This window comes from Pontibacter sp. CAU 1760, assembly GCF_054482735.1.
Window position 1 is genome coordinate 61,407 of sequence record NZ_JBTLRL010000010.1, and the last position, 26,217, is coordinate 87,623.

At 50.6% G+C, this 26,217-nt stretch carries 24 protein-coding genes; 12 read left to right on the forward strand and 12 right to left on the reverse strand.

All coding sequences use genetic code 11. The features are described 5' to 3' along the window. Positions 1-192: 192 nt before the first annotated feature. Complete coding sequence (locus ACXYMU_RS14745) at positions 193-732, reverse strand: hypothetical protein (protein ID WP_458987176.1); 540 nt, start codon at positions 730-732, stop codon at positions 193-195. A 613-nt stretch (positions 733-1,345) separates the two neighbouring features. Between ACXYMU_RS14745 and ACXYMU_RS14750 the strand changes: the two genes are divergently transcribed. Beyond that, positions 1,346-3,199 (forward strand): DEAD/DEAH box helicase, encoded by a 1,854-nt coding sequence (locus tag ACXYMU_RS14750; protein ID WP_458987177.1) that lies wholly within the window; start codon positions 1,346-1,348, stop codon positions 3,197-3,199. 307 nt (positions 3,200-3,506) lie between these two features. Here the strand turns inward: ACXYMU_RS14750 and ACXYMU_RS14755 are convergent, their stop codons facing one another. From ACXYMU_RS14755 to ACXYMU_RS14765, 3 genes are all read right to left on the reverse strand, one after another. Continuing rightward, on the reverse strand, positions 3,507-3,959 hold the full coding sequence (locus ACXYMU_RS14755; protein ID WP_458987178.1) for a ferritin-like domain-containing protein: 453 nt from the start codon (positions 3,957-3,959) through the stop codon (positions 3,507-3,509). Between the two features lie 65 nt (positions 3,960-4,024). Further along, positions 4,025-5,290 carry a BaiN/RdsA family NAD(P)/FAD-dependent oxidoreductase gene (locus ACXYMU_RS14760; protein WP_458987179.1) on the reverse strand — a complete coding sequence of 422 codons (1,266 nt, stop codon included), beginning with the start codon at positions 5,288-5,290 and terminating at the stop codon, positions 4,025-4,027. A 122-nt stretch (positions 5,291-5,412) separates the two neighbouring features. Next, positions 5,413-6,240, reverse strand: a complete 828-nt coding sequence (locus ACXYMU_RS14765) for an SDR family oxidoreductase (protein ID WP_458987180.1) — start codon at positions 6,238-6,240, stop codon at positions 5,413-5,415. Between the two features lie 98 nt (positions 6,241-6,338). Here ACXYMU_RS14765 and ACXYMU_RS14770 point away from each other — a divergent pair, with 98 nt between their 5' ends. Next, entirely contained in the window at positions 6,339-7,796 is a 1,458-nt protein-coding gene (locus ACXYMU_RS14770) for a phytoene desaturase family protein (protein ID WP_458987181.1), read from the forward strand. Positions 7,797-7,806: 10 nt separating this feature from the next. Here the strand turns inward: ACXYMU_RS14770 and ACXYMU_RS14775 are convergent, their stop codons facing one another. Continuing rightward, positions 7,807-8,208, reverse strand: coding sequence for a nuclease A inhibitor family protein (locus tag ACXYMU_RS14775; protein WP_458987182.1), 402 nt, complete (start codon positions 8,206-8,208; stop codon positions 7,807-7,809). A gap of 120 nt (positions 8,209-8,328) precedes the next feature. Here ACXYMU_RS14775 and ACXYMU_RS14780 point away from each other — a divergent pair, with 120 nt between their 5' ends. Next, positions 8,329-9,204: an SDR family oxidoreductase gene (locus ACXYMU_RS14780; RefSeq protein ID WP_458987183.1), complete on the forward strand. Its 876-nt coding sequence runs from the start codon at positions 8,329-8,331 to the stop codon at positions 9,202-9,204. Between the two features lie 78 nt (positions 9,205-9,282). On the opposite strand, the gene ACXYMU_RS14785 is transcribed toward ACXYMU_RS14780, so the two are convergent. Next, positions 9,283-9,876, reverse strand: a complete 594-nt coding sequence (locus tag ACXYMU_RS14785; protein ID WP_458987184.1) for a hypothetical protein — start codon at positions 9,874-9,876, stop codon at positions 9,283-9,285. A 435-nt stretch (positions 9,877-10,311) separates the two neighbouring features. Here ACXYMU_RS14785 and ACXYMU_RS14790 point away from each other — a divergent pair, with 435 nt between their 5' ends. Next, positions 10,312-10,926 (forward strand): PAS domain-containing protein, encoded by a 615-nt coding sequence (locus tag ACXYMU_RS14790; protein ID WP_458987185.1) that lies wholly within the window; start codon positions 10,312-10,314, stop codon positions 10,924-10,926. A gap of 216 nt (positions 10,927-11,142) precedes the next feature. Here ACXYMU_RS14790 and ACXYMU_RS14795 read toward each other — a convergent pair whose 3' ends face one another. Beyond that, positions 11,143-11,595, reverse strand: coding sequence for a YkvA family protein (locus ACXYMU_RS14795; protein WP_458987186.1), 453 nt, complete (start codon positions 11,593-11,595; stop codon positions 11,143-11,145). Between the two features lie 204 nt (positions 11,596-11,799). Between ACXYMU_RS14795 and ACXYMU_RS14800 the strand changes: the two genes are divergently transcribed. Both ACXYMU_RS14800 and ACXYMU_RS14805 read left to right on the forward strand, forming a co-directional pair. Beyond that, positions 11,800-12,387: an SRPBCC family protein gene (locus tag ACXYMU_RS14800; RefSeq protein WP_458987187.1), complete on the forward strand. Its 588-nt coding sequence runs from the start codon at positions 11,800-11,802 to the stop codon at positions 12,385-12,387. Next, positions 12,368-12,898, forward strand: coding sequence for a DinB family protein (locus tag ACXYMU_RS14805; RefSeq protein WP_458987188.1), 531 nt, complete (start codon positions 12,368-12,370; stop codon positions 12,896-12,898). Before ACXYMU_RS14800 ends, ACXYMU_RS14805 begins: the two co-directional genes overlap by 20 nt. A gap of 133 nt (positions 12,899-13,031) precedes the next feature. Here ACXYMU_RS14805 and ACXYMU_RS14810 read toward each other — a convergent pair whose 3' ends face one another. The 3 genes from ACXYMU_RS14810 to ACXYMU_RS14820 all read right to left on the reverse strand — a co-directional run bounded on the left by ACXYMU_RS14810 (position 13,032) and on the right by ACXYMU_RS14820 (position 16,013). Next, on the reverse strand, positions 13,032-14,459 hold the full coding sequence (locus tag ACXYMU_RS14810) for a PhoH family protein (protein WP_458987189.1): 1,428 nt from the start codon (positions 14,457-14,459) through the stop codon (positions 13,032-13,034). Positions 14,460-14,896: 437 nt separating this feature from the next. Further along, positions 14,897-15,517, reverse strand: a complete 621-nt coding sequence (locus tag ACXYMU_RS14815) for an AlbA family DNA-binding domain-containing protein (RefSeq protein ID WP_458987190.1) — start codon at positions 15,515-15,517, stop codon at positions 14,897-14,899. 127 nt (positions 15,518-15,644) lie between these two features. Then, positions 15,645-16,013 carry a DUF3127 domain-containing protein gene (locus ACXYMU_RS14820; RefSeq protein WP_458987191.1) on the reverse strand — a complete coding sequence of 123 codons (369 nt, stop codon included), beginning with the start codon at positions 16,011-16,013 and terminating at the stop codon, positions 15,645-15,647. Positions 16,014-16,178: 165 nt separating this feature from the next. On the opposite strand from ACXYMU_RS14820, the gene ACXYMU_RS14825 reads away from it, so the two are divergent. After that, positions 16,179-17,117, forward strand: a complete 939-nt coding sequence (locus tag ACXYMU_RS14825) for an isoaspartyl peptidase/L-asparaginase family protein (protein ID WP_458987192.1) — start codon at positions 16,179-16,181, stop codon at positions 17,115-17,117. A gap of 22 nt (positions 17,118-17,139) precedes the next feature. Here ACXYMU_RS14825 and ACXYMU_RS14830 read toward each other — a convergent pair whose 3' ends face one another. Continuing rightward, on the reverse strand, positions 17,140-18,033 hold the full coding sequence (locus ACXYMU_RS14830) for a cyanophycinase (RefSeq protein ID WP_458987193.1): 894 nt from the start codon (positions 18,031-18,033) through the stop codon (positions 17,140-17,142). A 302-nt stretch (positions 18,034-18,335) separates the two neighbouring features. Here ACXYMU_RS14830 and ACXYMU_RS14835 point away from each other — a divergent pair, with 302 nt between their 5' ends. Further along, positions 18,336-18,827: a YciE/YciF ferroxidase family protein gene (locus ACXYMU_RS14835; protein ID WP_458987194.1), complete on the forward strand. Its 492-nt coding sequence runs from the start codon at positions 18,336-18,338 to the stop codon at positions 18,825-18,827. 136 nt (positions 18,828-18,963) lie between these two features. Here ACXYMU_RS14835 and ACXYMU_RS14840 read toward each other — a convergent pair whose 3' ends face one another. Beyond that, positions 18,964-20,871 carry a M1 family metallopeptidase gene (locus ACXYMU_RS14840; protein WP_458987195.1) on the reverse strand — a complete coding sequence of 636 codons (1,908 nt, stop codon included), beginning with the start codon at positions 20,869-20,871 and terminating at the stop codon, positions 18,964-18,966. A 316-nt stretch (positions 20,872-21,187) separates the two neighbouring features. On the opposite strand from ACXYMU_RS14840, the gene ACXYMU_RS14845 reads away from it, so the two are divergent. The 4 genes from ACXYMU_RS14845 (at position 21,188) to ACXYMU_RS14860 (ending at position 26,101) form a co-directional block, all read left to right on the forward strand. Continuing rightward, positions 21,188-22,936 carry a L,D-transpeptidase family protein gene (locus tag ACXYMU_RS14845; protein ID WP_458987196.1) on the forward strand — a complete coding sequence of 583 codons (1,749 nt, stop codon included), beginning with the start codon at positions 21,188-21,190 and terminating at the stop codon, positions 22,934-22,936. 51 nt (positions 22,937-22,987) lie between these two features. Next, positions 22,988-23,536 carry a plastocyanin/azurin family copper-binding protein gene (locus ACXYMU_RS14850; protein WP_458987197.1) on the forward strand — a complete coding sequence of 183 codons (549 nt, stop codon included), beginning with the start codon at positions 22,988-22,990 and terminating at the stop codon, positions 23,534-23,536. Between the two features lie 611 nt (positions 23,537-24,147). Beyond that, positions 24,148-24,570 carry a helix-turn-helix transcriptional regulator gene (locus tag ACXYMU_RS14855; RefSeq protein ID WP_458987198.1) on the forward strand — a complete coding sequence of 141 codons (423 nt, stop codon included), beginning with the start codon at positions 24,148-24,150 and terminating at the stop codon, positions 24,568-24,570. Positions 24,571-24,748: 178 nt separating this feature from the next. After that, positions 24,749-26,101: a DUF2254 domain-containing protein gene (locus ACXYMU_RS14860; protein ID WP_458987199.1), complete on the forward strand. Its 1,353-nt coding sequence runs from the start codon at positions 24,749-24,751 to the stop codon at positions 26,099-26,101. Positions 26,102-26,217: the final 116 nt, after the last annotated feature.

The window sequence follows — 26,217 nt, forward strand, 5'->3', positions numbered from 1 at the left end:
TTTTCTATACCTTAAAGATACACAGGAACAAGGGCACCCGCCAAGCCCAGGCAGGTATACTTTTAGGGAAATGCTAAGCCCGGCATACATAACTCAGTGAGGTAGGGGAAGGGGTGGTAGGGCCTGTTACAAAGTAAATCGCCTCAGTCCGGTAGAACAGAGGCGATTATCATTCTTAGAATTAAGGCGAGCTTAACTGGCATAAGCGAGGCGGCCCATTGGCATTGGGTGGCTTTCGTGGCTAAAGTCCTTCACGCACACATGGTACATGATCCGGGCCATCGACAAGGAGTAGTCCGTGATGAGGCATTGCTGCTGCTCGGCGCTGATTAGCATTTTGCTGTTGCCCAGGTTGAACTTGCTCAACTCAATCACCTCATCAAAATTCTGACGCAGAATCTTCAGGGCTTTGAAGGAAGGCTCGTTGAAGTAAGCCGGTATTACCTGGCAGACAGCGTAACTCCCTTTGGCCCGCTCTTTGGCTATCGTCTCACACAGTGACTCGATGTTTGTTCTGTCCAGGTCGGAGAGGATCACATAGAAAACATTGCGCCGGTCGGCGTTGACGGCACGTGCAGGCGCACTGCCCAGCAGCATGTTCCGGTAAATCTTGGAGCCGTGCAGAAAGGTCTCGTCCTTCAGGATCTTGTTGTGGATCTTAAAGGCAAGGGCCCCGGAGGCAATCAGGTTAAAGTCTTTTCCTTTAGAAGAAATTTTGGAGAAGTGCAGCATAGTAAAGCGTTTAAGTGACTACGATATATAGATCAGGTTAAAATTCGAATGCTTGAGAGCATTTTGATACATAAAGTTGGTTTATGCAGCTAAATGCTATTTGAAAAACCGTTTATTGTGTTCAATTTGAATTGCCCCGGTTAGAGCAGAATGCTAAACATTTGGTTTACTACGCATATATATACAATAAAATAATCGTTTCATACTATACATGGCGAGAAGGACTGTTTTCTTGGTGAACTGACCCTAAATACGGGTGAACCTACATAACGTTGCTACTTTTGTAAGATTATTTATGATTTTATCTTTATTTAAATTTTACTATAGTCAGATTCCTAAACAAAATATAAATTGAATGAGTAGTGCTACGTCCTGCACACAAACAAACTTGAAACAGTACAATTGAAATAATTTATTTATATTTGACTGGATTGGGTGGATTACGGAATAATTTCGTAATTTTGCACCCGATTTGGTACAGTCTGAATTACTGATAACTGGATGCTCCCACTGTAGGCTAACCTGGTTGTTTATTGTTTTTGTGTCGCACTCTCTCAGCAGAGTTAGGTTGAATAGCAGGCTGCCCCAGGTTTTAAAGTATTAAGTATATCAGATGAACAAGATCAGATTTGAAGAGCTTCCGCTTTCGCCGGAAGTACAGCGCGCTATCGCTGACATGGGGTTCGAAGAAGCCTCTCCCATCCAAACACAAGCCATCCCGGTTGTTTTAGAAGGTAAAGACATTATTGGACAGGCCCAGACGGGTACTGGCAAAACCGCCGCTTTCGGTATCCCGACCATCGAGTCGATTGACCCGAACGACCGCAGTGTACAGGCGTTGATCCTGTGCCCGACGCGAGAACTGGCTATTCAGGTTTCCGGTGAGATCCAGAAGCTGGCCAAGTACAAGCAAGGCATCAGCGTGGTTCCTATCTACGGAGGCCAGAGCTACGACCGCCAGCTGCGTGCCCTTAAGCAGGGGGTGCAGATCGTGATCGGTACGCCGGGCAGGGTGATGGACCACATTAACCGCGGCACGCTGGTGCTGGATGGTGTGAAGAAAATCATCCTGGACGAGGCGGACGAGATGTTGGACATGGGCTTCCGTGAAGACATCGAGTACGTGTTGGAGCGCATCCCTAAGGAGCGCCAGACCATCTTCTTCTCGGCCACCATGTCGAAGCCGATCATGGAGATGACAAAGCGCTACCAGACAGACCCGGTGATCGTGAAAGTGGTACACCAGGAGCTGACCGTAACCAACATCGACCAGTTCTACTTTGAGGTGCGCAGCAGCGCCAAGCAGGAGGCGGTTTCTCGCCTGTTGGATATGTATAACATGAAGTCGGTGATCATCTTCTGTAACACCAAGCGCATGGTCGATGACCTGGTGTCTGGCTTACAAGCGCGTGGTTATTTTGCCGATGCCCTGCACGGTGACCTGAACCAGAACCAGCGCTCTAACGTAATGGGCAAGTTCCGTAACGCCAGCCTCGAAGTGCTGGTAGCGACAGATGTGGCTGCCCGTGGTTTGGACGTTGAAAACGTAGAAGCCGTTATCAACTACGACCTGCCGCAGGACGAAGAGTCTTACGTACACCGGATTGGCCGCACAGGCCGTGCCGGTAAGTCTGGTAAGGCGTTCTCGTTTGTTGGTGGCCGTACCGACGGTTACAAGCTGAAAGACATCATGCGCTATACGAAGGCTAAGATCGTATTGCAGCAGGTTCCTTCGCTGGAAGACGTAAACGAGATCCGCTCTAACCTGTTCTTCGATAAAGTGAAGGAAGTGTTGGAGAAAGGCCACTTGGCGAAGCACATTGCCCGCGTAGAGCGCTTTGTGAACGAAACAGAAGGCTATACCCCGCTTGATGTAGCGGCCGCGCTCATTAAAATGAGCCTCAAGGAAGCGAAAGTGAAAGAGAAGGGCGCTGAGGCTGAGAAAGGCCTTGGAGCAACCAAAGACGGCATGGACCGCCTGTTCATCACGATCGGTAAGAAGGATAACGTGCACCCACGCGACCTGATCGACCTGTTGGCTCAGAACGCAAGCATCCCGGAAGGCAGAGTAGGAGACATTGACCTGTACGACAAGTTCAGCTTCGTGGAAGTACCTACTGAGTTTACCGCTGAGATCGTGGCTAACCTCGGCCGTATTGAGTACCAGGGCCGTTCTGTTGTGGTTGAAAAATCGCAGAAGAAAGGAACCGGCGCTAAAGAAGGCCGTGGCGGCGATGAGTTTGGCTTCGGCGACCGTGACCGTGGTGGTGATCGCAGAGGTGGCGGTGGCTACGGCGGCGGTGACCGCAGAGGCGGTGGTGGCGGCTTCAGAGGCGGCGACCGACGAGGTGGCGGCGGCGGATATGACCGTGGCGGCGACAGAGGTGGTGATCGCAGAGGTGGCGGTGGTGGTTTCGACCGTGACAGAGGCGGTGACCGTGGTGGCTTCCGTAAAAGAAGATTCTAAAAAAACTGGTAACCTTGTTACCATGTCACCGTATATTTAAACATACAGAGTTTGAAGCTTAAAAACTTCTAAAGCTGTTAGAAAAGGCTGACTTGAAACGTCAGCCTTTTTGTTTTTACAGGAAATTATCTGGCTGTTGCAACTACTGCTTTATGCTGCCGTACTAAACATTGTCCGCTACTGCTTAGTAGACGGATTTCAAGAAGGGTTTCATCAGACGGATGAAGCCCTTCTTTTTTTCCGGCTGTTTGGTACAAAAAAAGGAGCCGAAGCTCCTTTTTGAATTATATTTATAAGCTGATCAGCCTTAGCTTGATTTTGCGGCGTCGCGCAAGGAACGGATATGGTCATGGGCCCGCTTCACGTCTTCGTACTGCTGCTGCACAATTGCCTTGAAATCGCCTGGCAGCTCTTTTTCCAGCGCTTCTTTGTAGGCTTTCACGGCATAATCCTCACCACGCTCACACTCTTCCAGTACGCGCTTGCGGTCACGGGAGGTAAGGGCAGACTTGATGTCAATCCAGGCGCGGTGCATGGTTCCCTCAATAGAGCTAGACTCATCGTCCAGCGTGCCCATCTTCACCAGTTGGTCCTGTAGCTCTGTGATCATGCTGTCGCGCTGCACGGCGTATTTCTTAAACAGGTCTTTCAGGTCCTTGTCTTCCACATCCTCCGATGCTGTTTTATACCCTTTTGCGCCGTCCTTACATCTTTCAATCAGGTGATGGATCGTTGATCCGAGTTCTTTATTTATAGCCATAGTTTTATGTTTTTAGGTAGTGTTTATTTTAGCTGATGTACTGCACTTCCCTAAAAATAGTTGCTTCAGGCTTCGTTTTGATGTTTAACCGGGCGTAGAGCGTTGGCAATGGCCTGGCCGGCAAGGTAACCGGTCGTCCAGGCAGCCTGAAAATTGAAGCCGCCCGTAATCCCGTCAATGTCAAGCACCTCGCCGGCGAAGTATACCCCGGGTTGCACGCGGCTTTCCATAGTTTTCATGTTCACTGCGCTAAGTTCCACCCCGCCGCAGGTAACAAACTCTTCCTTGAAAGTGGTTTTGCCTTGTACCGCCATCGGGGCACGCAGAAGAGACTCTACGAGCTTGTTAGTGCTTTTGCCCGATAGTTCTGCCCAGCGGGTTTCGGCAGGTACCTCGGCCAAGTCCGACAGGGCTTTCCAGAGGCGTTGCGGCAACCCAAACAGGGGATTGGTGCTGACTACCTTTTTGGGGTGCGCAAGCCGGTACTGCTGCAGGTGTTCGCGCAGGCTCTCTTCGGTATAATCCGGTATCCAGTTGATGAGTGCCGTGAAGGTATATTGTTGCTCATGAAACAACCGGGCGCCCCAGGCCGATAGTTTCAGGACGGCAGGTCCGCTATACCCCCAATGCGTCACGAGCAGGGGCCCTTCATACTCCAATTTCTGGCCGGCCACCCGCACCCGCGCGCGCTGCACCGCAATGCCTTGCAATTGCTTTAGCGGGGAAGTCGGCACATTAAAGGTGAAAAGCGAGGGAACAGGCTCCTGAATGGAATGGCCCAAGTCCTGCAGCCAGTCATACCCCTGCGATTTAGGGTTTCCGCCTGTGCATACCAATACCTGGGTTGCTGTCATTGTCTCGCCGTTAGTCAGCCGGATCTGAAAAAACTGCCCCTCAGCGGTTCTTTCAGGAACGATCTGCTCGACAGTAGCGCTGGTTTTTATCTGTACACCTGTACGTTTGGCTTCCTGCATCAGGCAGTTCACAATTGTCTCGGAGTTATCGGTAACCGGGAACATGCGTCCATCGGCCTCGGTTTTAAGCGCCACACCGCGTGCCGAGAACCAATCGATGGTATGCTGCGGGCCAAAGGTCTTAAAGGCTTCTTTCAGTTGCTTGGCACCGCGTGGGTAGTGCTCTGATAACTTGGTAGGCACAAAGCAATGATGCGTCACGTTGCAACGTCCTCCGCCAGATACACGCACTTTCGATAACAGCTTACTGGTTTTCTCGAGCAAAAGCACATGTGCCCCAGGTTGCAACTGGGCACAGGTGATTGCCCCAAAAAAGCCGGCTGCTCCGCCCCCGATCACTACTACACGCTGCTGCATGGCTTGTTCTTCATCTTAAATTGAATCATCAGTTGTAAACCATTACCAGGCCGTTTCTTTATAGCAATGATGCCAGCGAGGGGATGGCAAGCCTTTGTCGGCCTGAGTTTCCTGCAAAGGTACTAAAAGAAGGCCATAGGGTCGGGGTGCAGGAAGGCATAGGACAGCTCTTCTTTCAGTTTCTGGCTGTTGATGAGCTTGAATTTTGTTTCCTGCATGTCATCGAATTCCGGTGGCGTGAGGCCGAGCACCAGTGCAGCCTGGGCATAGAAGTCCTTGCGCAGGGGGTGCCCATCGGCACAAGCATGGTATACCTTGCCCCATTTATCCTGGTCTATGATGCGTAGCATGATCTGGATGCAATCCTCCAGGTGGATGAGGTTAACAGGGGCGTCGCCGTTGGGAACATGCTTTTTGCCTGCCAGAAAGCGGCCCGGTTTGCGGTTTTCGCCCACCAAACCACCGAAGCGCAGAATAGTGGTCAGCCAACCGTCACTTTCCTGGAAGAGCTGTTCGGCCTGCAGCAGCATGTGAGGCGGTTGTTGGGCTTCGGTGATTGAGCTGTCCGCCTCTGTTACTACCCGGTTCAGGTCGGGGTACACGGAGGTAGAGGAGACAAACAGTACCCGGTTAACAGGGGAAGAGGCCATGGCCCTGAGGAGCACGTGCAGCTGCTTGAGGTAGCCTTTACCGCCATCGGACCGCAAGTGGGGCGGAATGTTCAGCACCAGTATACTGGTCTCCAGAAAATCCTGCAGTTGCTCTTCATCCAGGGCGCCCTCTTGCAGGTTCAGGAGGTATGGGTTAATGCCTTTTTCTTGTAGTAAGGCTACCTTTTCAGGGGTCGTGGTAGATCCCTTCACGGTATACCCCGCCCGCAGGAGTTGCTCTGCCAGGGGCAACCCCAGCCACCCGCACCCCATGATGCTGATCACATTTTTATCGCTCATCTGATTTTTTATACGTTGCTGCAAGATAACAAACTGCGCTGCGTGCTGTTTCAAATCTGCTGTGTTTGTTGCGCAGCCTGGTTAATTTAAGTCTATCAATGCGGTATGATGTTTTATTAGTTGGTTCTGGCTTTGGCTCCCTCACAGCCGCTGCTTTGCTGGCAAAGCGCGGGTTGAAAGTAGGAGTGCTGGAACAGGCCAAGTATCCGGGTGGCTGTGCCTCGTCCTACAAACGCAAGGGCTATTGGTTTGAGACCGGTGCTACCACTCTGGTGGGTTTAGACAGGCACATGCCCCTGCGTTACCTGCTCGATGAAACAGGTATCAAGCTTCCCTGGCTTAAACTGGACATGCCCATGCAGGTACACCTGTCCAACGGCGAGACCGTGTCGCGCTATGGAAACCTGGAGCAGTGGATTCAGGAAGCCGGGCGCGTGTTCGGCGAATACAACCAGCGGCCTTTCTGGGAGCATTGTTACCGCCTCAGCCAGCAGGTCTGGGAAACCTCGCTGCAGCAGCGCAGCTTTCCCTTCTCGAACCTGAAAGACGTATGGTTGGCAGCCACGCGCACCCGCCCCGCACAGGTACAGCTTTTGCCAAAGGCCTTCCGGACCATGGAAACCGTGCTGCGAAGGTATGGCTTGCTGGAAAACCGCCTGTTCGTAGATTTTGTGAATGAACAACTCTTGATTACGGCCCAAAACCGGTTAGAGGAGGTGAACGAACTCTTTGGCGCAACGGCTCTTTGTTATACCCTTTCTGGCAATTACTACGTGCCCGGTGGCCTGATCAACCTGGTACAGCCAGTCGTGGAGTATATTAGGAGCCATGACGGTTGCGAAGTGCTACTCGGCCAAAATGTGAGGCGCATCACGAAAGACAAGCAGGGGTATAAAGTCCATACCCCGAAAGGCGTGTTTGAGAGCCGCTTCGTTATCAGTGGCATCCCTTTGAACAATACCCTGGAACTAGTTGAGGATGAGGCTAGCCGTCGAAGGCTAAAAAAGCATATCATGCCCTCTGTGAACCTCAACGGGGCTTATACCACGGGCCTTGTGCTGAGAACGAACGAGCACCCGCAGGTGCTGCATCACCAGGTGCACGTGCCGGAAGGACTACCCATTATCGGGAGCAAAAGTATTTTCATCTCATTCAGTCACCCCCAGGACACCCTGCGCGCCCCCTCGGGCGAAGTGGTGGCCAGCGTCAGTACGCATGTGCAGGATCCGGCAAGGCATAGGATTGAGGATAAAGCACTTATTGATAAGGCCATCGAGGATGCGCTGGTGCGATGCGGCCTGATTATGCGGGAGGAAATTGTGTACCAGCAGTCAGCCACGCCCGGCGGTTGGATTTTCTGGACGAAACGCGCCTTTGGGGCAGTGGGAGGCTACCCGCAGTATCGCCATATCAAGCCCTGGCAAATGAAAGACGCCCGCCTCGATCACCAAGGCGCTTATGTGTGTGGCGACACGGTATACCCCGGCCAGGGAATAGCAGGGGTATGCCTGAGCGGAATCATCGCGACAGAAAAATTACTCCAGGATCATTTTTAGCGCCTTCAACTCAGGTTTCCACCACCACGGTCGTCAGCCCCGCTACTTCGCCGTCCGGGGTTGTGCCCAGTATAAAAGCGGTCATGCGGGTTTCCCCGAGCCGGTATACTTTCACGTCTCTCAGCGTTTCCTGAATTTTTGCCTGCAGCTTTTTGAATCGCTCGGCACGCTCCTGCTCCTCGGGGGTGTCTTCAGGTGGGCGCGTCTGGTTTCTGAAAAAATAATCAAGTTCGATTACTTCCAGGGGGTATTGCGCTGGCATGCCTGCCATTTTGCGCACGGTATCCTCGTTAAGTTCATCGGCGCTTAGCTCCTCGTCGTAATAGAACTCAAATGGCTCGTCGGTCTCGCTCCGCATCAGCAGGCCTTTGCACGCCTCGTTCAGTTCGGATTTTATCTGCTCTAGCTTCATCGTTTTATATCGCTTTAGGTTCAAAGGATACGGATTTATGGCTGATTAGTGCCGCAGTTTAGTAACTTTAAGTACGTTGAGACAAAACAAGACTATATTAACCTTCTAAAAATACTGACTATGTTAAAAGCTGAGCCAATGTTGCAGGCGGGAGCCCTGAAAGACAAGACCATCATCGTGACGGGGGGCGGCACCGGGCTTGGCCGCTCGATGGTGAGATATTTCCTTGAACTGGGCGCCAATGCCGTTATCTGTAGCCGCAAACTCGAGGTGCTGGAGCAAACTGCGAAGGAGCTGCAGGAAGAAACGGGCGGACAGGTGCTGGCCATAGCCTGCGATGTGCGCAAGTACAATGAGATTGAGGCCATGCTGGAAAAGACGCTGGAGCGCTTCGGTAGGGTGGATGTGCTGGTGAACAACGCAGCCGGTAATTTTGTGAGCCCGACGGAGCGCCTCAGTCACAAGGCCTTTGATGTGGTGACAGACATTGTGCTGAAGGGGAGCTATAACTGCACCCTGGCCCTCGGCAAGCACTGGATTGCACAGCAGCAGGAGGCCAGCATCTTGAATATCGTGACGACGTATGCCTGGACTGGCTCGGGGTATGTGGTTCCATCGGCGTGCGCCAAAGCGGGTGTATTGGCCATGACGCGCTCCTTAGCCTCTGAATGGGCGAAATACGGCATTCGCTCGAACGCCATCGCCCCAGGCCCATTCCCGACAGAGGGAGCCTGGAAGCGGCTGTTCCCCAAGCAACTGGCCGATAAGCTGGACCCTCTCAAACGCATCCCCGTGGGGCGCTTCGGCGAGCACCAGGAACTGGCAAACTTAGCGGCCTACCTGATCTCTGACTATGCGGGCTTTGTGAATGGCGAAGTTGTGACGATTGACGGGGGAGAGTGGCTGCACGGAGCAGGTGAATTCAATTCCTTCGACCAGGTGCCTCAAGAAATGTGGGATGCCATGGAAAAGCAAATGCGTGGGAAGGGTGCCTAGCCATCTCTAAAGCAATGAAAAGGGGCCCGTACAGCAATTGTGCGGGCCCCTTTTTTCTTTTACCTCAAGCTGTAGCGCTTACTGCATCAGCATATACACCAAAGCCACATTTATACCTAAAGCAACTCCCCAGTTTGTCCAGACCTTGTTGGCCTTTACCTTGCGGGCGCGTTGCAGGTAGCCACTCTTATAGTCAGGTTGCTGCATCAATACATGGTTTGGGGTATCCAGGTGTTTGTCCTTGGGAGGAGTAGTGGAGGTGGCAATGGCCGGAATCAGCCCGACAGCCGGTGAGAGCAGGCTGACAACCAAAACACCTGTGCTGGCAGCTTTATACCCCTCGTAGTAGATTTTAGCATCCTCTTGCCCTTTCACGAAATAGTTGATCCCCGGGGCAGTGGCTTCCACTTCAGGTGTGGGCGAGGCAAACGCTGCAGGTTCAAAGGTTTCCTCCGACTTGTCCTCATACTGAATCAGCAGCACATCCGACTTATTAATAATATACAACGGGCCATCAGGGTTTTCGAACCGTTTGTACTTAACCTGCGCCGGCGTTATTTCCAGCACTTTAGTCTGTAGCTTTTCCCCGTTCTTTTTGGTGATAGTGTCTTGTGCTTGACATTCCAGGAATATCAGCAAGAGGGGCACGAGCGCTAAGAAGATTGCTTTCATGGTTAAATGTATCAATGCAGTGAATAAATTTGCGAAGCGGCAAAATCAATTGACGCAAATATAGTATATCACATATTTATTAAAATAAATATTTTCAGAAAGGAATGTTTTATCTGTATAAAAAATTGTCGTTTCTGTTTTAAACCAGCAAGTCCTGAACGGATGGAAAATAGGTGCTTTGCATATCACTTCCATCTCTATTGCCTAATGTTCCCCCGTTCTTTTGACGTTGGTGGCTTACGAGCACGCTCTTCAAACATTCGCAACACAGGAAAACGCCTGAAGAGGATGAGAAAACAAGAGGAATGCGGTAAATTGCATGCTCAATCAAATAACCGGCTTATAATTATTGCTGCCTGCTTTTCATGCTGCTCCCATCTGGATTCATCAGTTAAGAGTACCAAGCATTAATCGCTGCTTTAAAACAAACTTTAAATGCATTTTGAGGAAACGAAAAGGTTGCTGGATGACTCAGCCTTTTATTATATCATTGAAGCTAACATGGAAGGCAAGTATGCCTACGTGAATAAACATTACCGCAAGGCATTCGAGCCTATTCATGGCCCGATCATCAATCAACCCTACCAAGCAACCATGCACCCGGATGATACCAAGGTTTGCCATCAGGTTTCGCTGAAATGTTTTGCAAATCCTGACCGAACCTTTCCAGCCACTATCCGCAAGCATGACGGAAAAGGGGGGTATGTGATCACGCAATGGGAATATAAAGCCTTATTTGATGAGGCTGGCCAGCCTGCCGGTATTTTCTGCCTGGGGTATGACGTAACAGAATACATGGGGCAGTATACCAAACTGAAAGAAGCGCAGAGCAAAATGGCTGTAAAAGACAATATTCTAAAAGAAATAGCTTTCACACAATCACACATCATCCGAAAGCCGCTTGCAAATATTCTTGGCCTCGCCACGGTGCTAAGTAAGATAGACCTGGATCAGAACCTGCAAAACATACTCATCATGTTGCTAGACAGCTGCAAGGAACTGGATGATGTGATCAGGGCAACCGCATCCAAAAGTAATGTGATAGAGTAGAAGCAGTTTATGGGGTACAGTTCCGGCTTGTTTCAGAAGTGCCTTTGTCATGGTCAGGCGTCAGTTAGTAAAAAAGCCCTTAACCGTAGCTAAGCGCCTTGACGCATTGGATGGCTGATGCCTTCTGCTGAAGTGGTTATACCCCTAAAAGCATACCCCTGCACTAGCTACTTAAGCTAGTGCAGGGGTATGGCCTTGTGAACTTGTTTGACTAACCTAGAGCGAACCGATGCGGGTATGATCGAAGTTCCGGTCGTTTTCCCATTCTACAAACTTGCTGATTTCTTTCTGGAATGCGTCAACAAACCACGCCATCAGGCTAATGTCGTCGAGCAGGCCAATGGCAGGGATAAAGTCCGGAATAATGTCAAGGGGTGTTACCAGGTAAAGCAGCACGGCTACTCCGATCAGCATAGATTTGGTTGCCACTTGCCTGTATTCGCCCGAGATATAGGCCTTAACCATCCTGATGAAGGTGAACATAAACTCCTTGAGTTGCGCAAAGCCGCTTTGGGCGCTGTCAAGGTCCACCAGTTTGCCATAGGCCGAAGTCATGAGCAAGGCGAGTTTCAGGGGCTTGGTCATAAAGCCGCCTGCTTTTCCTAAGAACTTCTTGAATATAGGATTCTTAGAGTATTTCATACCTCTTGTTATCCAGTCGTTTATCATGTGCTTTTGTTTTATATATAGTCCTTTGCTTTTACTCTACGTGCGAAGCCGTATTTAAGCTGCCTAATCTACGCTACTTGCCAGCAGGCCCTTCATTTACAGCAAAAATAATTCCGGCTTTATGCTTGATTACTACCCTAAAGGTACTTTAAATTGGTGTGCTGAAAGGCAAGCTCCCGATTCGAAATCATTAGCCTATCCCATATGAAGTTGTCCTCTAAATTGCTGTTACCGGTACCCTTGGTACTCGCTGCCCTGCTTGGCGCTTCTTATTGTTTTCTGCCCACTACGTATGAGGTGCAACAAACGATATTCGTGGAGGCCACCCCTGCTGAAATTCACCCGCTGCTGGATAACCCAACGCACTGGCAGGAGTGGAGCGTGCTGAACAAGCAGACAGATCCATCCATGATCCATCTGTACGGTGGGCCTATGATGGGTACGGGGGCGCGGTTGCAGTGGAGTGGCGACAAGGTGGGAGAGGGCGCTGTGCTTGTTACCGAGAGCATCAGTCCTTCATTGCTGGCTTACAAGCTGCAGGAAAAAACCTCTCAGGAGAGCAGTTTGGGCTTTTTCTCCCTGACACCGGTAGAAGGTGGTACGCAGATAACCTGGCGTGTACAGGCTGTTGCTGGCCGAAAGCCCTGGGAGCGCATGCGGGGTGCCTGGAGAAAGCAAAAGCAGAAAGCTGAAATTGAGAAAGGTTTACTAGGCCTTAAAACCTTGCTGCAGAATAACAGTAAGAAAAAGCCTGCTAAAACACACACTGCCTATGCCAACCAGCATCCATAGACCCACAACCGAGGAATACCCGGAGATTTACCAGGAGTACCTGAACCGCCTGCCCGAGGGCGATATTCTATACCTGCTCGAAAAGCAGGCCGTGGACCTGCGTTACATGTTCAAGCATATTTCTGATGAGCGGGCCGAAGAGTCTTATGCCGAGGGCAAGTGGACGATGAAGGAAGTGCTGCAGCACCTGATTGATGCCGAACGCATATTCGGGTACCGTGCCCTCTGCTTTAGCCGCAACGAGGAATCCCCGTTACCGGGTTGGGACGAGGACCGCTATGTCTATAACTCATTGGCAAACATCCGCCCGCTGGAGAATCTCTTAGATGAGTATGACTTAACGAGGCGGTCTAACTTGGTCCTGTTCCGGAGCTTTACGTTTGAGATGCTGAACAACGTAGGCGAGGCAAGCGGCCGACGGATGACCTTGCGGGGACTGATTCATATCATGGCGGCGCACGAGCTTCACCACATGCACTTGCTCAAAACGCGTTATCTTAAGAAAAAGTAGACTGGGAAAAAGTAGACGGGCAAGGCGCTAGCCATCACATCGCTAAATTAAAAAGGGAGACTCGTAAGTTCTAAAACAGGAAGGCCCTGCACGTTCAAGATGCAGGGCCTTCCTGTTTTTATGGGATACCCTTTTACAAGAGTTCGTTCGCCAGATTTGCAAGTTCAGAACGTTCCCCTTTCAGCAACGTGATGTGGGCATACAGCGGATGGTTCTTCGCCCGATCGATCAGGTACGAGAGGCCGTTACTCTGTGAGTCGAGGTAAGGGGTGTCTATCTGGTATATGTCTCCCGTAAAGACAATTTTCGTGTTTTCGCCTGCCCGCGAGATGATTGTTTTCACCTCGTGCGGGGTCAGGTTTTGTGCCTCGTCCACGATAAAGATAATGTTAGATAGGCTACGGCCCCGGATATAGGCCAGCGGAGTGATCATCAGCTTTTCCAGCTCAAGCATATCACGTATTTTCTGATACTCTTTGCTGGTTTCGGCAAACTGGTTCTGGATATACTTCAGGTTATCCCAAAGCGGCTCCATATAGGGGTTAAGCTTGGATTTTATGTCGCCGGGCAGGTAACCAATGTCTTTGTTGCTCAGCGGCACCACCGGCCGGGCCAGGTAGATCTGTTTGTACTCGCGGCGTTGCTCTATGGCGGATGCTAACGCTAGCAAGGTCTTTCCTGTACCTGCCACCCCCTGCACCGAAACCAACTTTATCTTCGGGTTCAGCAAGGCATGAAGGGCAAATGCCTGTTCAGCATTGCGGGGTTTCACACCAAAAGCCGTCATCTTATCCACGCGTTCGAGTTGCTTCTCGGTGGCGTTATAAAAAGCCAGCGAAGAGCTTTTAAAGCTCTTCAAGATAAAGTAGTGGTTGTCTTTGGGCGTCTCATCCAATACCTTCTCGGCATTATAAACCCCTTTCTCATACAAGTCGCTGATTACCTCAGCGGCTACATCCTCAACGGTGTCGTTGCCGGTATAAAGGCCGGCCACGTCCTGTATCTTGCCGGTTTCATAGTCCTCAGCCGTCAAGTTAAGTGCCCGGGCTTTCAGGCGCAGGTTAATGTCCTTGGTCACGAGCACAATCCTGCTGTCCGGTTTCTCCTTCTGCAGGCTAAGGGCTGAGTTCAGGATACGGTGGTCGTTCTTGTCACCGAAAATGGTGGTAGCACTTACCGCTGTGGGCTCACCCATCAACACCTTAAAGTAGCCCTTGTTCTTGCCATGCAGCGGCAGCCACTCCTGCAGCTTGTGCTCAGCCGAGAGCTTGTCTATAAAGCGTATGAACTCGCGCGCCTCAAAGTTCTTGATATCATTTCCTTTTTTGAAATTGTCGAGCTCCTCAAGCACTGTGATAGGTATGGCTACGTCATGCTCCTGAAAATTCTGAATCGCACTGTGGTCGTATAGAATCACGGAGGTGTCCAGCACAAAGATCTTACTCGTGCTGATTTCAGTGGACTTACTTTTGGATTTTGAGGGCTTGCTTCTGACGGATGCGGTTGATTTTGTCACTTTGAGGTTGCCGGAGGCGGCAGCGGGGGCATTGGGGCTTATCATAGGCTTAGTAGAAAGGGTGAAACTTTTAACTCCTGATACTCCATTTAACCTGTTTACGGCTGGGCTTGCTTGGCGGCTGTAGCTGCCAGAGGCAAAGTAAAGGGTTCGGTATCCTTGATAGAATAATACATCCTTTATTTGATATATACAAGCTTGGATGCCAGCTATTTGCCATCGAAAGGGCGTATCAGAAAATAATTCCGGCGCATCCAAAAAATCTGGCTTAGATCACTGCCCCCTATCGTTGGATGTGAGTTTCTATCAAGCGCGAGCTATATCCTTAGACTGGGAAGCAACTTGCTGGCACAAACATACATGGCTGACACAAGCCATACCCCTGACCATCCGCTAGAGCTTTCTGCCCTATCATAATTGCAAACCGAATGTATAAGTAAGCAGTCATCAAGGGGCTGAGCAGAGGGGTATAGTGCCAGCCGCTAGCTCAAAGTATAATAATCTTCTCTCTCCTTATCGTGCAGGCGCAGGTACCCATGGATTACCAGCTTCACGAGGGTGCGGTATGCCCGGCGCTCTGAAAGGTTAGCCAGTTTCATGTACTGTTTCAGTGAGATGCGCGGATTGTCCCGCAAGTAGAGCAATACGGCCGATTCATGCCGTTCAAGAAGCCGGGGCTCGAACTTTGGGGCTTCGTTCACCAATGACCTGTTCACCATTTTGCTGGTCTGCACGCTGGTATCGCCCACGCGCACGTAGCCCCGCCAGTCGTTCTCGCGGACCTTGGCGAAGTGCGGTTTGTGCGTGCTCTCTACCACAATCACCTTCAGGACGGCGCGATCATCCTCTTCTACCACTTCATAGAGCAGCGGGACGGGCGGGTCGCAGTAAAAATCGGCGGCCAGTTGCAACGTGTGTTTTTCCTCCTCCGGGTCGATCCCGGAGACGGTGCCATCGTCTCTTACGCCTACAAGTATAATGCCTCCGCGGGTATTGGCAAAGGATACGAGGGTGCGCGCGATTTTGTCGGGTTGGGTGACGCGCTGCTTGAAATCAACCGTGTCGTTTTCGCCCAGCAGGATGAGGCGCTGAAGTTCTTCCATAGGTGTGTGTCGGGTGGTATAAATATAACCTTTATTGCACACGAAAGTTTCCTGACACTAGGAGAGGGTATAAATAAGGAAAGCGGACCTTTCAGCCCGCTTTCCCTGTCAATGTGTTTGTATATCCTTAGAACGGAAGGTCATTGTCTGCCTCGCTGCTATAGAACGATGGGGCATCCTGCTGGGCCGGTGCGCCACCGGTTGGTGCTCCGCCCGCATTGGCAGGCTCTAGGCGCCAGGCCTGCAGGTTAGTGAAATACATGGTTGTGCCGTTTTTGGTGAAAGGCTTGCCCGTCAGGTTGAACGTAACCTTCACCTCATCGCCATTTTTATAAGAGTCCAGCAGGCTGCACTTGTCCTGCGTCAGCTGAAACTTTACGTATTGGGTGTAAGAACCATCCGGAACCTCGAGCACAAACTCTCTTTTCTTGAATTTGTCACTTACTTGTTGCTCCTCAAATGTTTCGTACAGCTTGCCTTGAATATCGAACGACATAAATACTTTTATTAAAATAGGTTATCTTATCCAGAACAAAGATAACGAAATTTCTCCTGTTTTAGGTCAACCACAGGCGCATTAAAAGATAAAAATCACCAGCGAAAACAGGTTGCCGCCTGGTGGCGTACAGGGTAGCAAACAATACGGACAGCACAGATACCTATGAAGCATTTTGCAATTGCCATACATGGCGGGGCCGGCACCATCACCCGAAAAAACCTTACAGCAGAGCAGGAAAAGAGCTATAAATCAGCTTTAAAAGAGATCGTGGAGGCTGGGCACCAAGTTTTAGCCAAAGGAGGCAGTGCGCTGGATGCTGTGGAGCTGGCGGTTGCCATGCTGGAAGACAAACCTTTGTTCAACGCCGGAAAGGGGGCCGTATTCACCAATGAGGGGAAGCATGAGATGGATGCGTCCGTTATGTGCGGCTATACCCTGGAGGCAGGTGCTGTGGCGGGTGTGCAGGGCGTGCGAAACCCCATTAAGCTTGCCCGAGCCGTCATGGAGCATTCCGACCATGTGCTGCTGAGCGGAAGGGGCGCCGAGGAGTTTGCCCGTAACCAGGGGCTGGCTTTTGCACCGGAATCCTACTTCTTTAATGCTTACCGGTTTGCACAATGGCGTGAGGTCCGGGATTCGGACATTAGCATGCTGGACCACACGGAGCATGCCGCCAAGAAAATGGGCACGGTGGGAGCCGTGGCCTTAGACCAGGATGGGAACGTGGCGGCAGCCACCTCCACCGGGGGAATGACCAACAAGCGGTATAACCGGATCGGGGATACGCCCATCATCGGGGCCGGGACCTATGCCAATAACAACACGTGCGCCATTTCGTGCACAGGCCACGGGGAGTACTTTATGCGGGCGGTGGTGGCTTATGATGTTTCCTGCCTGATAGAATACAAAGGCTATACCCTGCAGCAGGCATGCGACGAGGTAGTGATGCAGAAGTTAAAGCAGTTCGGCGGGGAAGGGGGACTTATTGCGGTGAACACGTCTGGCGAGGTGGCGCTGCCCTTTAACTCAGAGGGGATGTACCGGGCCTCTAAAGTAAACGCTGCCGAAACGCTGGTAGCTATCTATAAAGAAGTAGATTGATACACGGCTTTTGAGAGTGCGCTTACTTTTGCTGCTCCAGCACCATCGCCTGCTCGTAGGCTTCCCGGCTCTTGAAAAAACGCCGTGACGTAAAATCGTAGAGGTTGCCTTTTGCCAGCACATGCATCACCATGTTGTCGATGGCGACGGGGCGGCCTTTCTCCACTTCATGTACATTGGTGTAATGCACCTCATGCCCATCTACAATCACCACCAGGTTAGAGCCAATTGTTTCAATCAGGTGGCCTTCTGTGAGTAGCACGCCGGTATCCTCGCCCAATCCCAAGCCTACTGTTTTAGGATGCGTCACCACTGCTTCCATCAACCGGCCAAACCGGCCCCGGGCCACAAAATGCGTGTCGATGATTACCCCATCAATCAGGTTCAGGCCTTCCCCGATTTTTACGGATCCTCGCAGAAGCGACTCCGTAGAGCTGCCTCCCTTGATCATGATCCGTGACATGGCCATGGCGCCTGCACTGGTTCCGGCCATGACAAAAGGCTCCTCCCGATAGCGGCGGCGGATAATTTCCAGCAGCTCGGTGTTCAGGAACATGCGGGTGATGCGGGACTGGTCCCCTCCGCTGAACATCACCCCGTCCGCAGCCCGCATCCGTTGCTGGTACTCTGGCAACAGGGCGTCCTTCTCTTCCCGGATATGCATCAGGCCAACATTCTCCACTCCGAGAATCCCGAATGCGCTCATGTACCGGTCTCCCACCTCTTCCGGGATCATCGAAGCCGTGGTAACTACTTCAATATGCGGTTTTTTGACTGGTATCTCCTTCAAAAAACGCTTCAGGATGCCAAGCTCAAAGAAGTCCAGGTAATACTTCTTTTTAAACCTGGGGTTAGGGTATGACCCCTTGTCTTCGTTGCCGCCAATTGCTATTAGTTTTCCTCTCGGTATCTCCACGGGTGTCTTATCGGTTTAGGTGCTTATCATCAGGCTGGCACTATGGCTTGCCTACCTAACAGTACCGCTTTACAGAAAAATCGTTTCAATAATGCCCGGCCAAAAGCAGAACAGGGCAGGGTTTACGATACTTGTACATTTGATTATATAAATAACTTTATATTAATTAAGTGGCAACATGATAAAACAGGGGATTGGCTAATAAAAAATTATATCTGTAAACTCAGGTCAAGGTGTGCCGTATAGGTAGTACAAAGGCTCAAAGCCAAAGAGTATTTATCAACGCGTAACCTTTCCAAGCTATGAAACTAAACAATTTAAAAGACCTGTTAATCCACGAGTTAAAAGACATTTACAACGCGGAGCAGCAAATCACTAAAGCGCTTCCTAAAATGATGAAAGAATGCTCTAACGATAAGTTAAAGCAAGCTTTTGAGAACCATCTGAAAGAAACAGAGGGGCAGATCAAGCGTTTGGAAAATGTGTTTGACATGCTGGGTGAGAAGGCAACAGGCGAGAAGTGCAAGGCCATGGAAGGCATCATCAAAGAGGCTGAATCCATGATGAGCGAGCGCGCCGACAAGAGCGTGATGGATGCCGCCCTGATTGCCTCGGCACAACGTGTAGAGCATTATGAGATCGCAGCTTATGGTACGGTTTGCACCTATGCTAAGCAGTTAGAGATGAAAGATGTGTTAGACCAGTTGGTGATGACACTGGAAGAAGAGAAGAAAACGGACGATTTGCTCACTCAAATCGCAGAGAAAACAGTGAACCTAAAGGCTGAGCACTAAGCCGGCTATAAAAAATAGGAAAGGCTCTGTACCTTCACCTCGCCTAACCAGCAGGTCAGAAGGTAACAGAGCCTTTCATTTAGCATCAAAGCAAAAAGGTCAGCTTAACGGCTGACCTTTTTGCTTTCTCATAACGCTACTGTTTCAGCATCTCGTCCAGCGTGACAGTGGACACGGCATGGTAATTTGGCCGGGCCTTGGCATAAATGGCAAGTGCTTTCTCTTTGCCTTGCGGTGTTTGAAGCAACTCCTTGTAAATTGGCACCAGAAATTTCCGGCGTCCTACATTCACCAGGAACTTCTCCAGGGCCTGGTCCGCAGTTTTGTAGTCATTACGGATGGCATGCAGCAACCAGGCGGCCAAAACTTCGGAGTTGGCCGTGTTGGTGAACGAGAAAGCCTGATCTAAGTCACGCAACTGCTGGGCCGACAGCTGCGCTGGCAGCAGGCGAATAAAGTGCAGCCACTCGTGGCTCGACCAATCCCTGGTATCGAGGGAGGCAGCGGGCTTCCCGTTTTTCCAGGCTTCATAGGTTTGCTGCACGGCTGCAAATCGACTGGAAGTTGGCGCTGTGAAGCTTTCCGGCAAACCCGGCGAAAACACCCATCCGTTTATATTGATTTTGGCCTCCAAGCCTTCATCCCCTTTGATCAGCTCAGACCGCAGGAACTGCAGGAAGGAATCGGTATAGGTGCTCTGGAAGGCAAACGTGTTAAAATACTTGTTGATGAAGGCATCGAACTTTTCGCGCCCTACTGCCTGCTCTATGTTTTGCAGGAAGAAGTTGCCCTTTTCATAGGCCACATCCGTTAAGCCGTCATCCGGGTCGCGTCCCTCCAGGTTCAGTTTCAGTCGCGTGTCGTCACTGCCCGGGCCAAGGTCATTCAGCGTATTCGTTAAATCCTGGTAGCCGAGCACATTCAGCATGTCTGCATACCCTTTCCCGTACAGTTCCTCCATGATGCGCCGCTCAAAGTAAACGGTAAAGCCCTCGTTCAGCCAGAAATCATCCCAGGTGCCGTTCGTGACCAGATTGCCGCTCCAGCTGTGCGCCAATTCGTGCGCAATAAGGCTGGTGAGCGAGCGGTCCTTAGCCAGAATGGTCGGTGTTACAAAGGTCAGGCGTGGGTTCTCCATGCCCCCAAACGGGAAGGACGGTGGAAGAACCAGCAGGTCGTACCGGTCCCAGCTATACTTGCCGTAGAGTTTCTCCGCTGCGGCCAGCATCTTGTCCATTTCCGCAAATTCGTAAGTGGCCTCGGCAATGGTGGCCGGTTCTGCATAAATCCCTGTCTGTGGGCTAATTTCCCGGAAAGTCAGGTCGCCAACCGAAAGCGCCATCAGGTAGGAGGGGATTGGCTGCTTCATCTCAAAGGTATAAACCCCGGTGTCGTTTTTCTGGGTGGGGTTGGAGGCACTCATCACCGCCAAAAGCTCCTTTGGCACCTGTACCGTTGCATTGTAAGTAATCCTGATGCCGGGGCTGTCCTGAATCGGGATCCAGGTGCGGGCTAGGATGGCCTGCGACTGGGTAAACAGGAAAGGGTGCTTTTTCCCGGCGGTTTGCTGGGGGTTTAGCCATTGCAGTGCCGCTGCTTCCGAAGAGGTGCTGTACTGGATTTGCACCGATGTAGTATTTGGTTTGATCGTGACTAGCAGAGGCTGGCCAAGCACCTTGTCTGTTGCCCCGAGGCTAAAGTCTGTTTCCTCAAGCCCCGAACCGGCGCCAATCGACACACGCTTTACGTTCAGGCCACGGGTGTCGAAGATGATCTGGTCGGTGCCAGTCTTGTTTTCGATGGCATAAGTTGCCCGTCCTTCCAGCATTTTCTTTTCAAAATCAACCTTTAAGTCCAGGTCAAGGTGTTTGGCAATGGCTTCAGAAGGTTTGGAATAGCTGTGCACATCTTTGGGCACCTGTGCCGGTGCTGTCATTTCATTTGTCATAGTCGTGTTTTGAGTAGTCGTGTCCGGTGAGCAGGCTGCCAGTTGCAGGCTTCCTGCCACGCCAAGCCCGAGTAAATACCGGTGGAATGGTTTCATGGTTAAGTTAGTTAACGATAAGGGAAGGTACGAATTCTGTTTCAGGATCAGAGCAAGTATCTGGCCATACATCTTCTCAGAAGCGCTGTCTCTTCCAGTCATATAGCTTGATAAAGGCGCTGTATCCTGGGTCCGCACGATCTGGTGTGGGGCATAACTTTTTGGCCAAATAAGAAGTACAATGAGAAAAAAACATGATATCCAAAGATATAAGCCAAATTTAATGGATTTTTCTAAGACAGATCTTGTTTCATTGCAAGGCTGATCTCGCTGAGTCCAGGAATTTAATATCATTTACTTTCAATCCCAAAAACGCATGAATCCTTATATAATGAAATACCTGGCCACACCCTTGTTTACTGGGCTGGGATTATTCAGTATCATGAGCTGTAACCAGTCTGCCTCCGGTGACGAGGAGAGCGGCTCAAATGCCATCACAGACCTTTTCAAAGGCAAAGAACTGCCACAGGCTACTACTGATAGCACGTATGTACAGCAATTTATCGCGCAGAAGCCAGCGTTCCGAAAACAGTCTGAGCTGATGTTTATGTTTTATGGCGACCGCGATTACAAACTAGCCTGGTTCCGGGACAATGAGCTTGTCCCGGAAGCTGAGAAGTTTCTTTCGGCCATCGACAATGCCTCGCATGAGGGCCTGGACCCTAAGAACTACCGCGTGGTGGATATCAGCAAACTGGTGAAGCAATATGAACAGCTTGAGCCGTCGGACTCGACACGACTGGAGTTGCAAAAGCAAATTGATGTGTCCCTGACAGCATCCTACTTCAACTATGCTTCTGACTTCTACCGGGGCCGCGTAAACCCGCAGGAAGAGGAGGGTGTGACCTGGGATGTGAAGAAGAACAAGATCAAGCTGCACAAGGCCCTTCAGACCATTTTGAAGGAGCGGGAGAGCACCTACCCCTATTACGAGTTCGAGGCCCTGCACGCCGGCTATACGCGCCTGCGCGACAAGTTACAGGAGTATCGTGCGTTGCAGGAAAAAGGCGGCTGGCCGAAAATTGATTTGGGCAAGCGTAAAACCATTGAAAAAGGCGACTCTGCCAAAGCAGTGCTGGCTCTGCGCAAGCGCCTGAACCCTGAGCTGCAGATTAACGCGCAGGACCCTAAAATGCTGGTGTATGATGCAAAACTGGTAGACCAGGTAAAAGACTTCCAGAGGCGGAGTGGCCTGAAGGAAGACGGCGTGCTGGGAGGAAATACCTTGCAAAGGCTGAACATACCGGTTGAGGATAGAATCCGCCAGATCATGATCAACATGGAGCGTTGGCGCTGGATCCCGAAGCGCATGGTGCCTAAAAGCCTGCCACAGAAATACATTTGGGTAAACATACCGGAGTATAAACTCTACATTTATGAAGACCCGGACGGTGATCCGGATGCTGAAAGACAGTACAAGCAAGTGATGGACATGCGCGTGATCGTGGGTAAGACCATGCATTCCACTCCCATATTTAGCGACAAGCTGGAGTTTGTGGTAATGGCTCCTTTCTGGAATGTGCCGAATACCATTGTGGAAGCTGAGATCAAACCGAAGATGGTATCGAACCCGGGTTGGTTGGCTGCTAACAACATGGAGGTAGTTACCCGCGACAAAGCCAGAAATCCGGTATCGCCTTATGATATTGACTGGGGAAGCGTTACGCAAAACAACTTTAAATACCTGGTGCGTCAGAAGCCAGGGCCTAAAAACTCCCTGGGAATGATCAAATTTCTTTTCCCGAACGAGTATGCCGTTTACCTGCACGACACCCCCGCCGATGCACTGTTCAATCAGACCTCCCGGGACTTTAGCCACGGGTGTGTGCGCTTAGAGTATCCGGTGGAGTTAGCCAAATACCTGCTCAAGGATATGCCACAGTGGAATGAGTCGAAAATACGCGAAACTATGACGGGCGGTGATGAAACGTGGGTGACGCTGCCAAATAAAGTGCAGGTATACATCGTTTACTTTACCAGTTGGGTGGACGACGAAGGGCAGATTCATTTCCGGGATGACATCTATGGCCATGACAAAGACCTGGCCCAGGAGTATTTCGGTTAATTTCAGGGTCAGGCAGCTTTTGTAGCACTTCCCTGACCAAACGTATAGACTATGATAAAATCTCTTAAGCGGTATGGCCTCCTGAGCACTGCGCTGCTGTGCATGCACTGTTCACAGCCGGACTCAGATCAGGACTTGCCTGACGAGCTGTTAAAAAAAGCGCTTGCCGATAGCGCCACCGCTTCCAGTGCGCCTGTACAGGACGAGGAGCCACTGCAGCAGAAGGTGGAGCTTGCCCTTGCGGCTACGGGTAATACCCTCGAAGATATTGCTTATAGCAAAGACACCCTGGAGGTGAGGGCTGGCGCTCTCGTAAAGCTGACATTCGTGAATGAAGGCGTGGACATGCCCATGGTACACAACGTTGTGTTTACCCTTCCAGGTGCTTTTAAACAGGTGGCCTTGGCTGGGTCAAGGATTGGCGCATCCGGAAATTACGTACCGAACGACTCTACCGTGATCGCTGCGTCTCCTATGGCGCTTCCGGGCCAAACAGTTGAGATGGAGTTCACGGCACCGCTCAAACCAGCGGCCTATAATTTTGTTTGCACCTACCCAGACCACTGGCAGAAAATGCATGGCATCTTACTGGTAAAGTAAGTTTAGCCCATAACTCCACACTACTTTTACAGAGGCCCTATTCTCCAAAGAGAGGATAGGGCCTCTGTCTTTATGCAAGCTTGCTTTCCTGTGCGGTAAAGCCCGTAAAGTTCAATTCTGCCCTAGCTTAACTAGCAGGTGACTCTAATAGACATTATACCGCGTCTTTGTCATGCTTCCTGCCGCCAGCAGCCACACTACTGCATGAATACTTTAAGTCTAATATGTTGACAGTAACCGATTTGTGGATAACTCGAGTTATCCACAAATCGGTTAAATAGGTCTGCCAACCTGTCATGTGTGATCATTTCCTCCGACCTGAATCCAACAGTTTATGGCCTTTGTTTGCATAAACTGTCTGAAATGCGGATCAAGAAATAAAGGATTGGCCCACGTATATCATACACTGCTGGCCAACTGTTTACAAATGTATATACAATTGTAAACAGTTGGCTTGTGTCTTTTATGTGTTATTTATAACACCCTTTTTATTAGATAATTAAGAGATTTAAACAATAAATCACTTTAGTTTTAAGAATTATTATTTCAACTGGCTGAACTAATGTATTTAATATTGTATATTACATTTGTAATCAGATGTGTTTGTGCTCATGGTAGACAGAATCAAAGCGCTTATGGAATTTAAAGGCCTGACTTCAACCCAACTAGCCGATCAGGTGGGAGTGCCCCGGGCCACGGTGAGTCATATCCTTAGCGGGCGAAATAACCCTAGTTTAGATGTGGTGCAGAAGATGCTCCATACGTTTCGGGAAGTATCGGTTGATTGGCTGCTGCTGGGGGAGGGCGCGATGCTAACTGACTTAGCCTCAGGCCGCATCAATGCCGTAGCTCCATCTCCAGCCAAAACACAACCTGAAGCTGCTTCTCAGAATGCCTCGCCGCCGGTAGCACAACCTCCCAAAGTGCAAGATCTACCTTTGGCAGGGTCAACAAATAATGCTGCCGGTAAAACCGTTGAGCAGGTTTTAGTATTCTACTCCGACCAAACTTTTACAGCCTATAAGCCTTCCTGATCCTTTGTAGCGGGCTGTGTCTTATAAGGCGCTTCGGTAGGGCAACAGCCTGTAGTTTCCAGGAATCCCTGTTAGCGTATGAGCTGTATAGAAACTGAGGGATAACCTACTTGCATTGGTGTAAGTACATGAGCACATACAGGCTTGCTTTGCGGCACTGCCTCTAACCTTATACTCTATGAAAACTATTATCAGCAGGCTGAAGTTTGCTTACAAGTATATCATCAACAGCATCGGCTTTTACCCCACCGTTATCTCATTTTTCTTTTTCGGTTTGGCGTTGCTGATGCTTTACTCGGAGGCGAAGGGTTTGAGTGAAGGCCTGAAGGACAAACTGCCGTTTATGATCATTTCGAACCACGAGACGGCCCGCCTTATCCTGAGTACCATTGCGGCCGGCATTATTTCCCTGACCGTGTTCTCCTTCACGATGGTGATGCTAGTGCTGAACCAGGCGGCGGCCAATTTCTCGCCGCGCGTTATTCCCGGGCTTATCTCTTACAAGGCTAACCAGCGGGTATTGGGCTTGTACCTCGGCACGCTTATTTATACCCTCGTCATCATGGTGAATGTGCGGGCAGAGTATTATAGCATCTCGCTGCCGGGTTTTGCTGTATTCCTGGCCATGTGCTTTACCATTGTCTGCCTGGGTTTCTTCGTCTATTTTATCCATTCGATTTCCCAGTCCATCCAGATCGAGAGCATCCTGGAGAGCATTTATAAAGTGACGCACCGTGAACTGGAGAAAGAGATCGAACACGATAAAGGCCCCGGTATACCCAATGTGTTTAAGCAGGCAGATAATTGGCAAATGCTGAAAAGCCCCAAAACAGGTTACCTGCAGAGCATGGACGATCAGGCAGTGCTGGAGATTTGCAGAGAGCGCGACGTGGTGCTGTACTTCGATCAGCCCCTGGGAAGCTTTCTGATAGAGGGCGTGCCTTTTGCGCGCGTGAACAAGCGGCTGGAGGACATGGACGGCTTTGCCACCAGTGTATTCAAGCACATGAACTTTTTCAGGGAAGAGCTGCCGGACGCGAACTACCTTTTTGGGTTCAAGCATATCACCGAGAGTGCTGTCAAGGCGCTGAGCCCCGGTATCAACGACCCCGGTACCGCCATCAAGGCCATTGATTACCTCACTTCGCTGCTGGCGCTTCGGATGCAACTCACGGATGAGAAAGTGCTGTATGACGAGGATGGTGCCGCACGCATCAGCTTCCAGCACGAGACGTTTCGGGACCTGCACTCTACGTGCTTTAGCCCAATCCGGCTTTATGGGAAGGAGAGTAGCGTGATTGTCTTGCGGCTCCTGCACTTACTCAAGAGCCTGGTATACCTCGTGGAGGATTACCCACACCTGAAGCCCGTGTTATACGACGATGCTCACCAGCTGATCTACGACGCGGATGAGTCCATTGGAAACCCCGGCGACAGGAAAAAGATCAACCTGAAAGTGCAGGAATTAAACGGCATGCTTGTACTGAACAAAACACTGCCCCTGCTAAAAATTGAGGATGAGCCGGTCTAGCCTGTGCATGATTTAACGCGGTGCTTATCTCCCAGCCAATTGTAGCGCCTTGTGCTGCCTGATTAGTTACCGGGCTTTCTGATACAGATTCCATAAACATATAGTATATTCGTAAC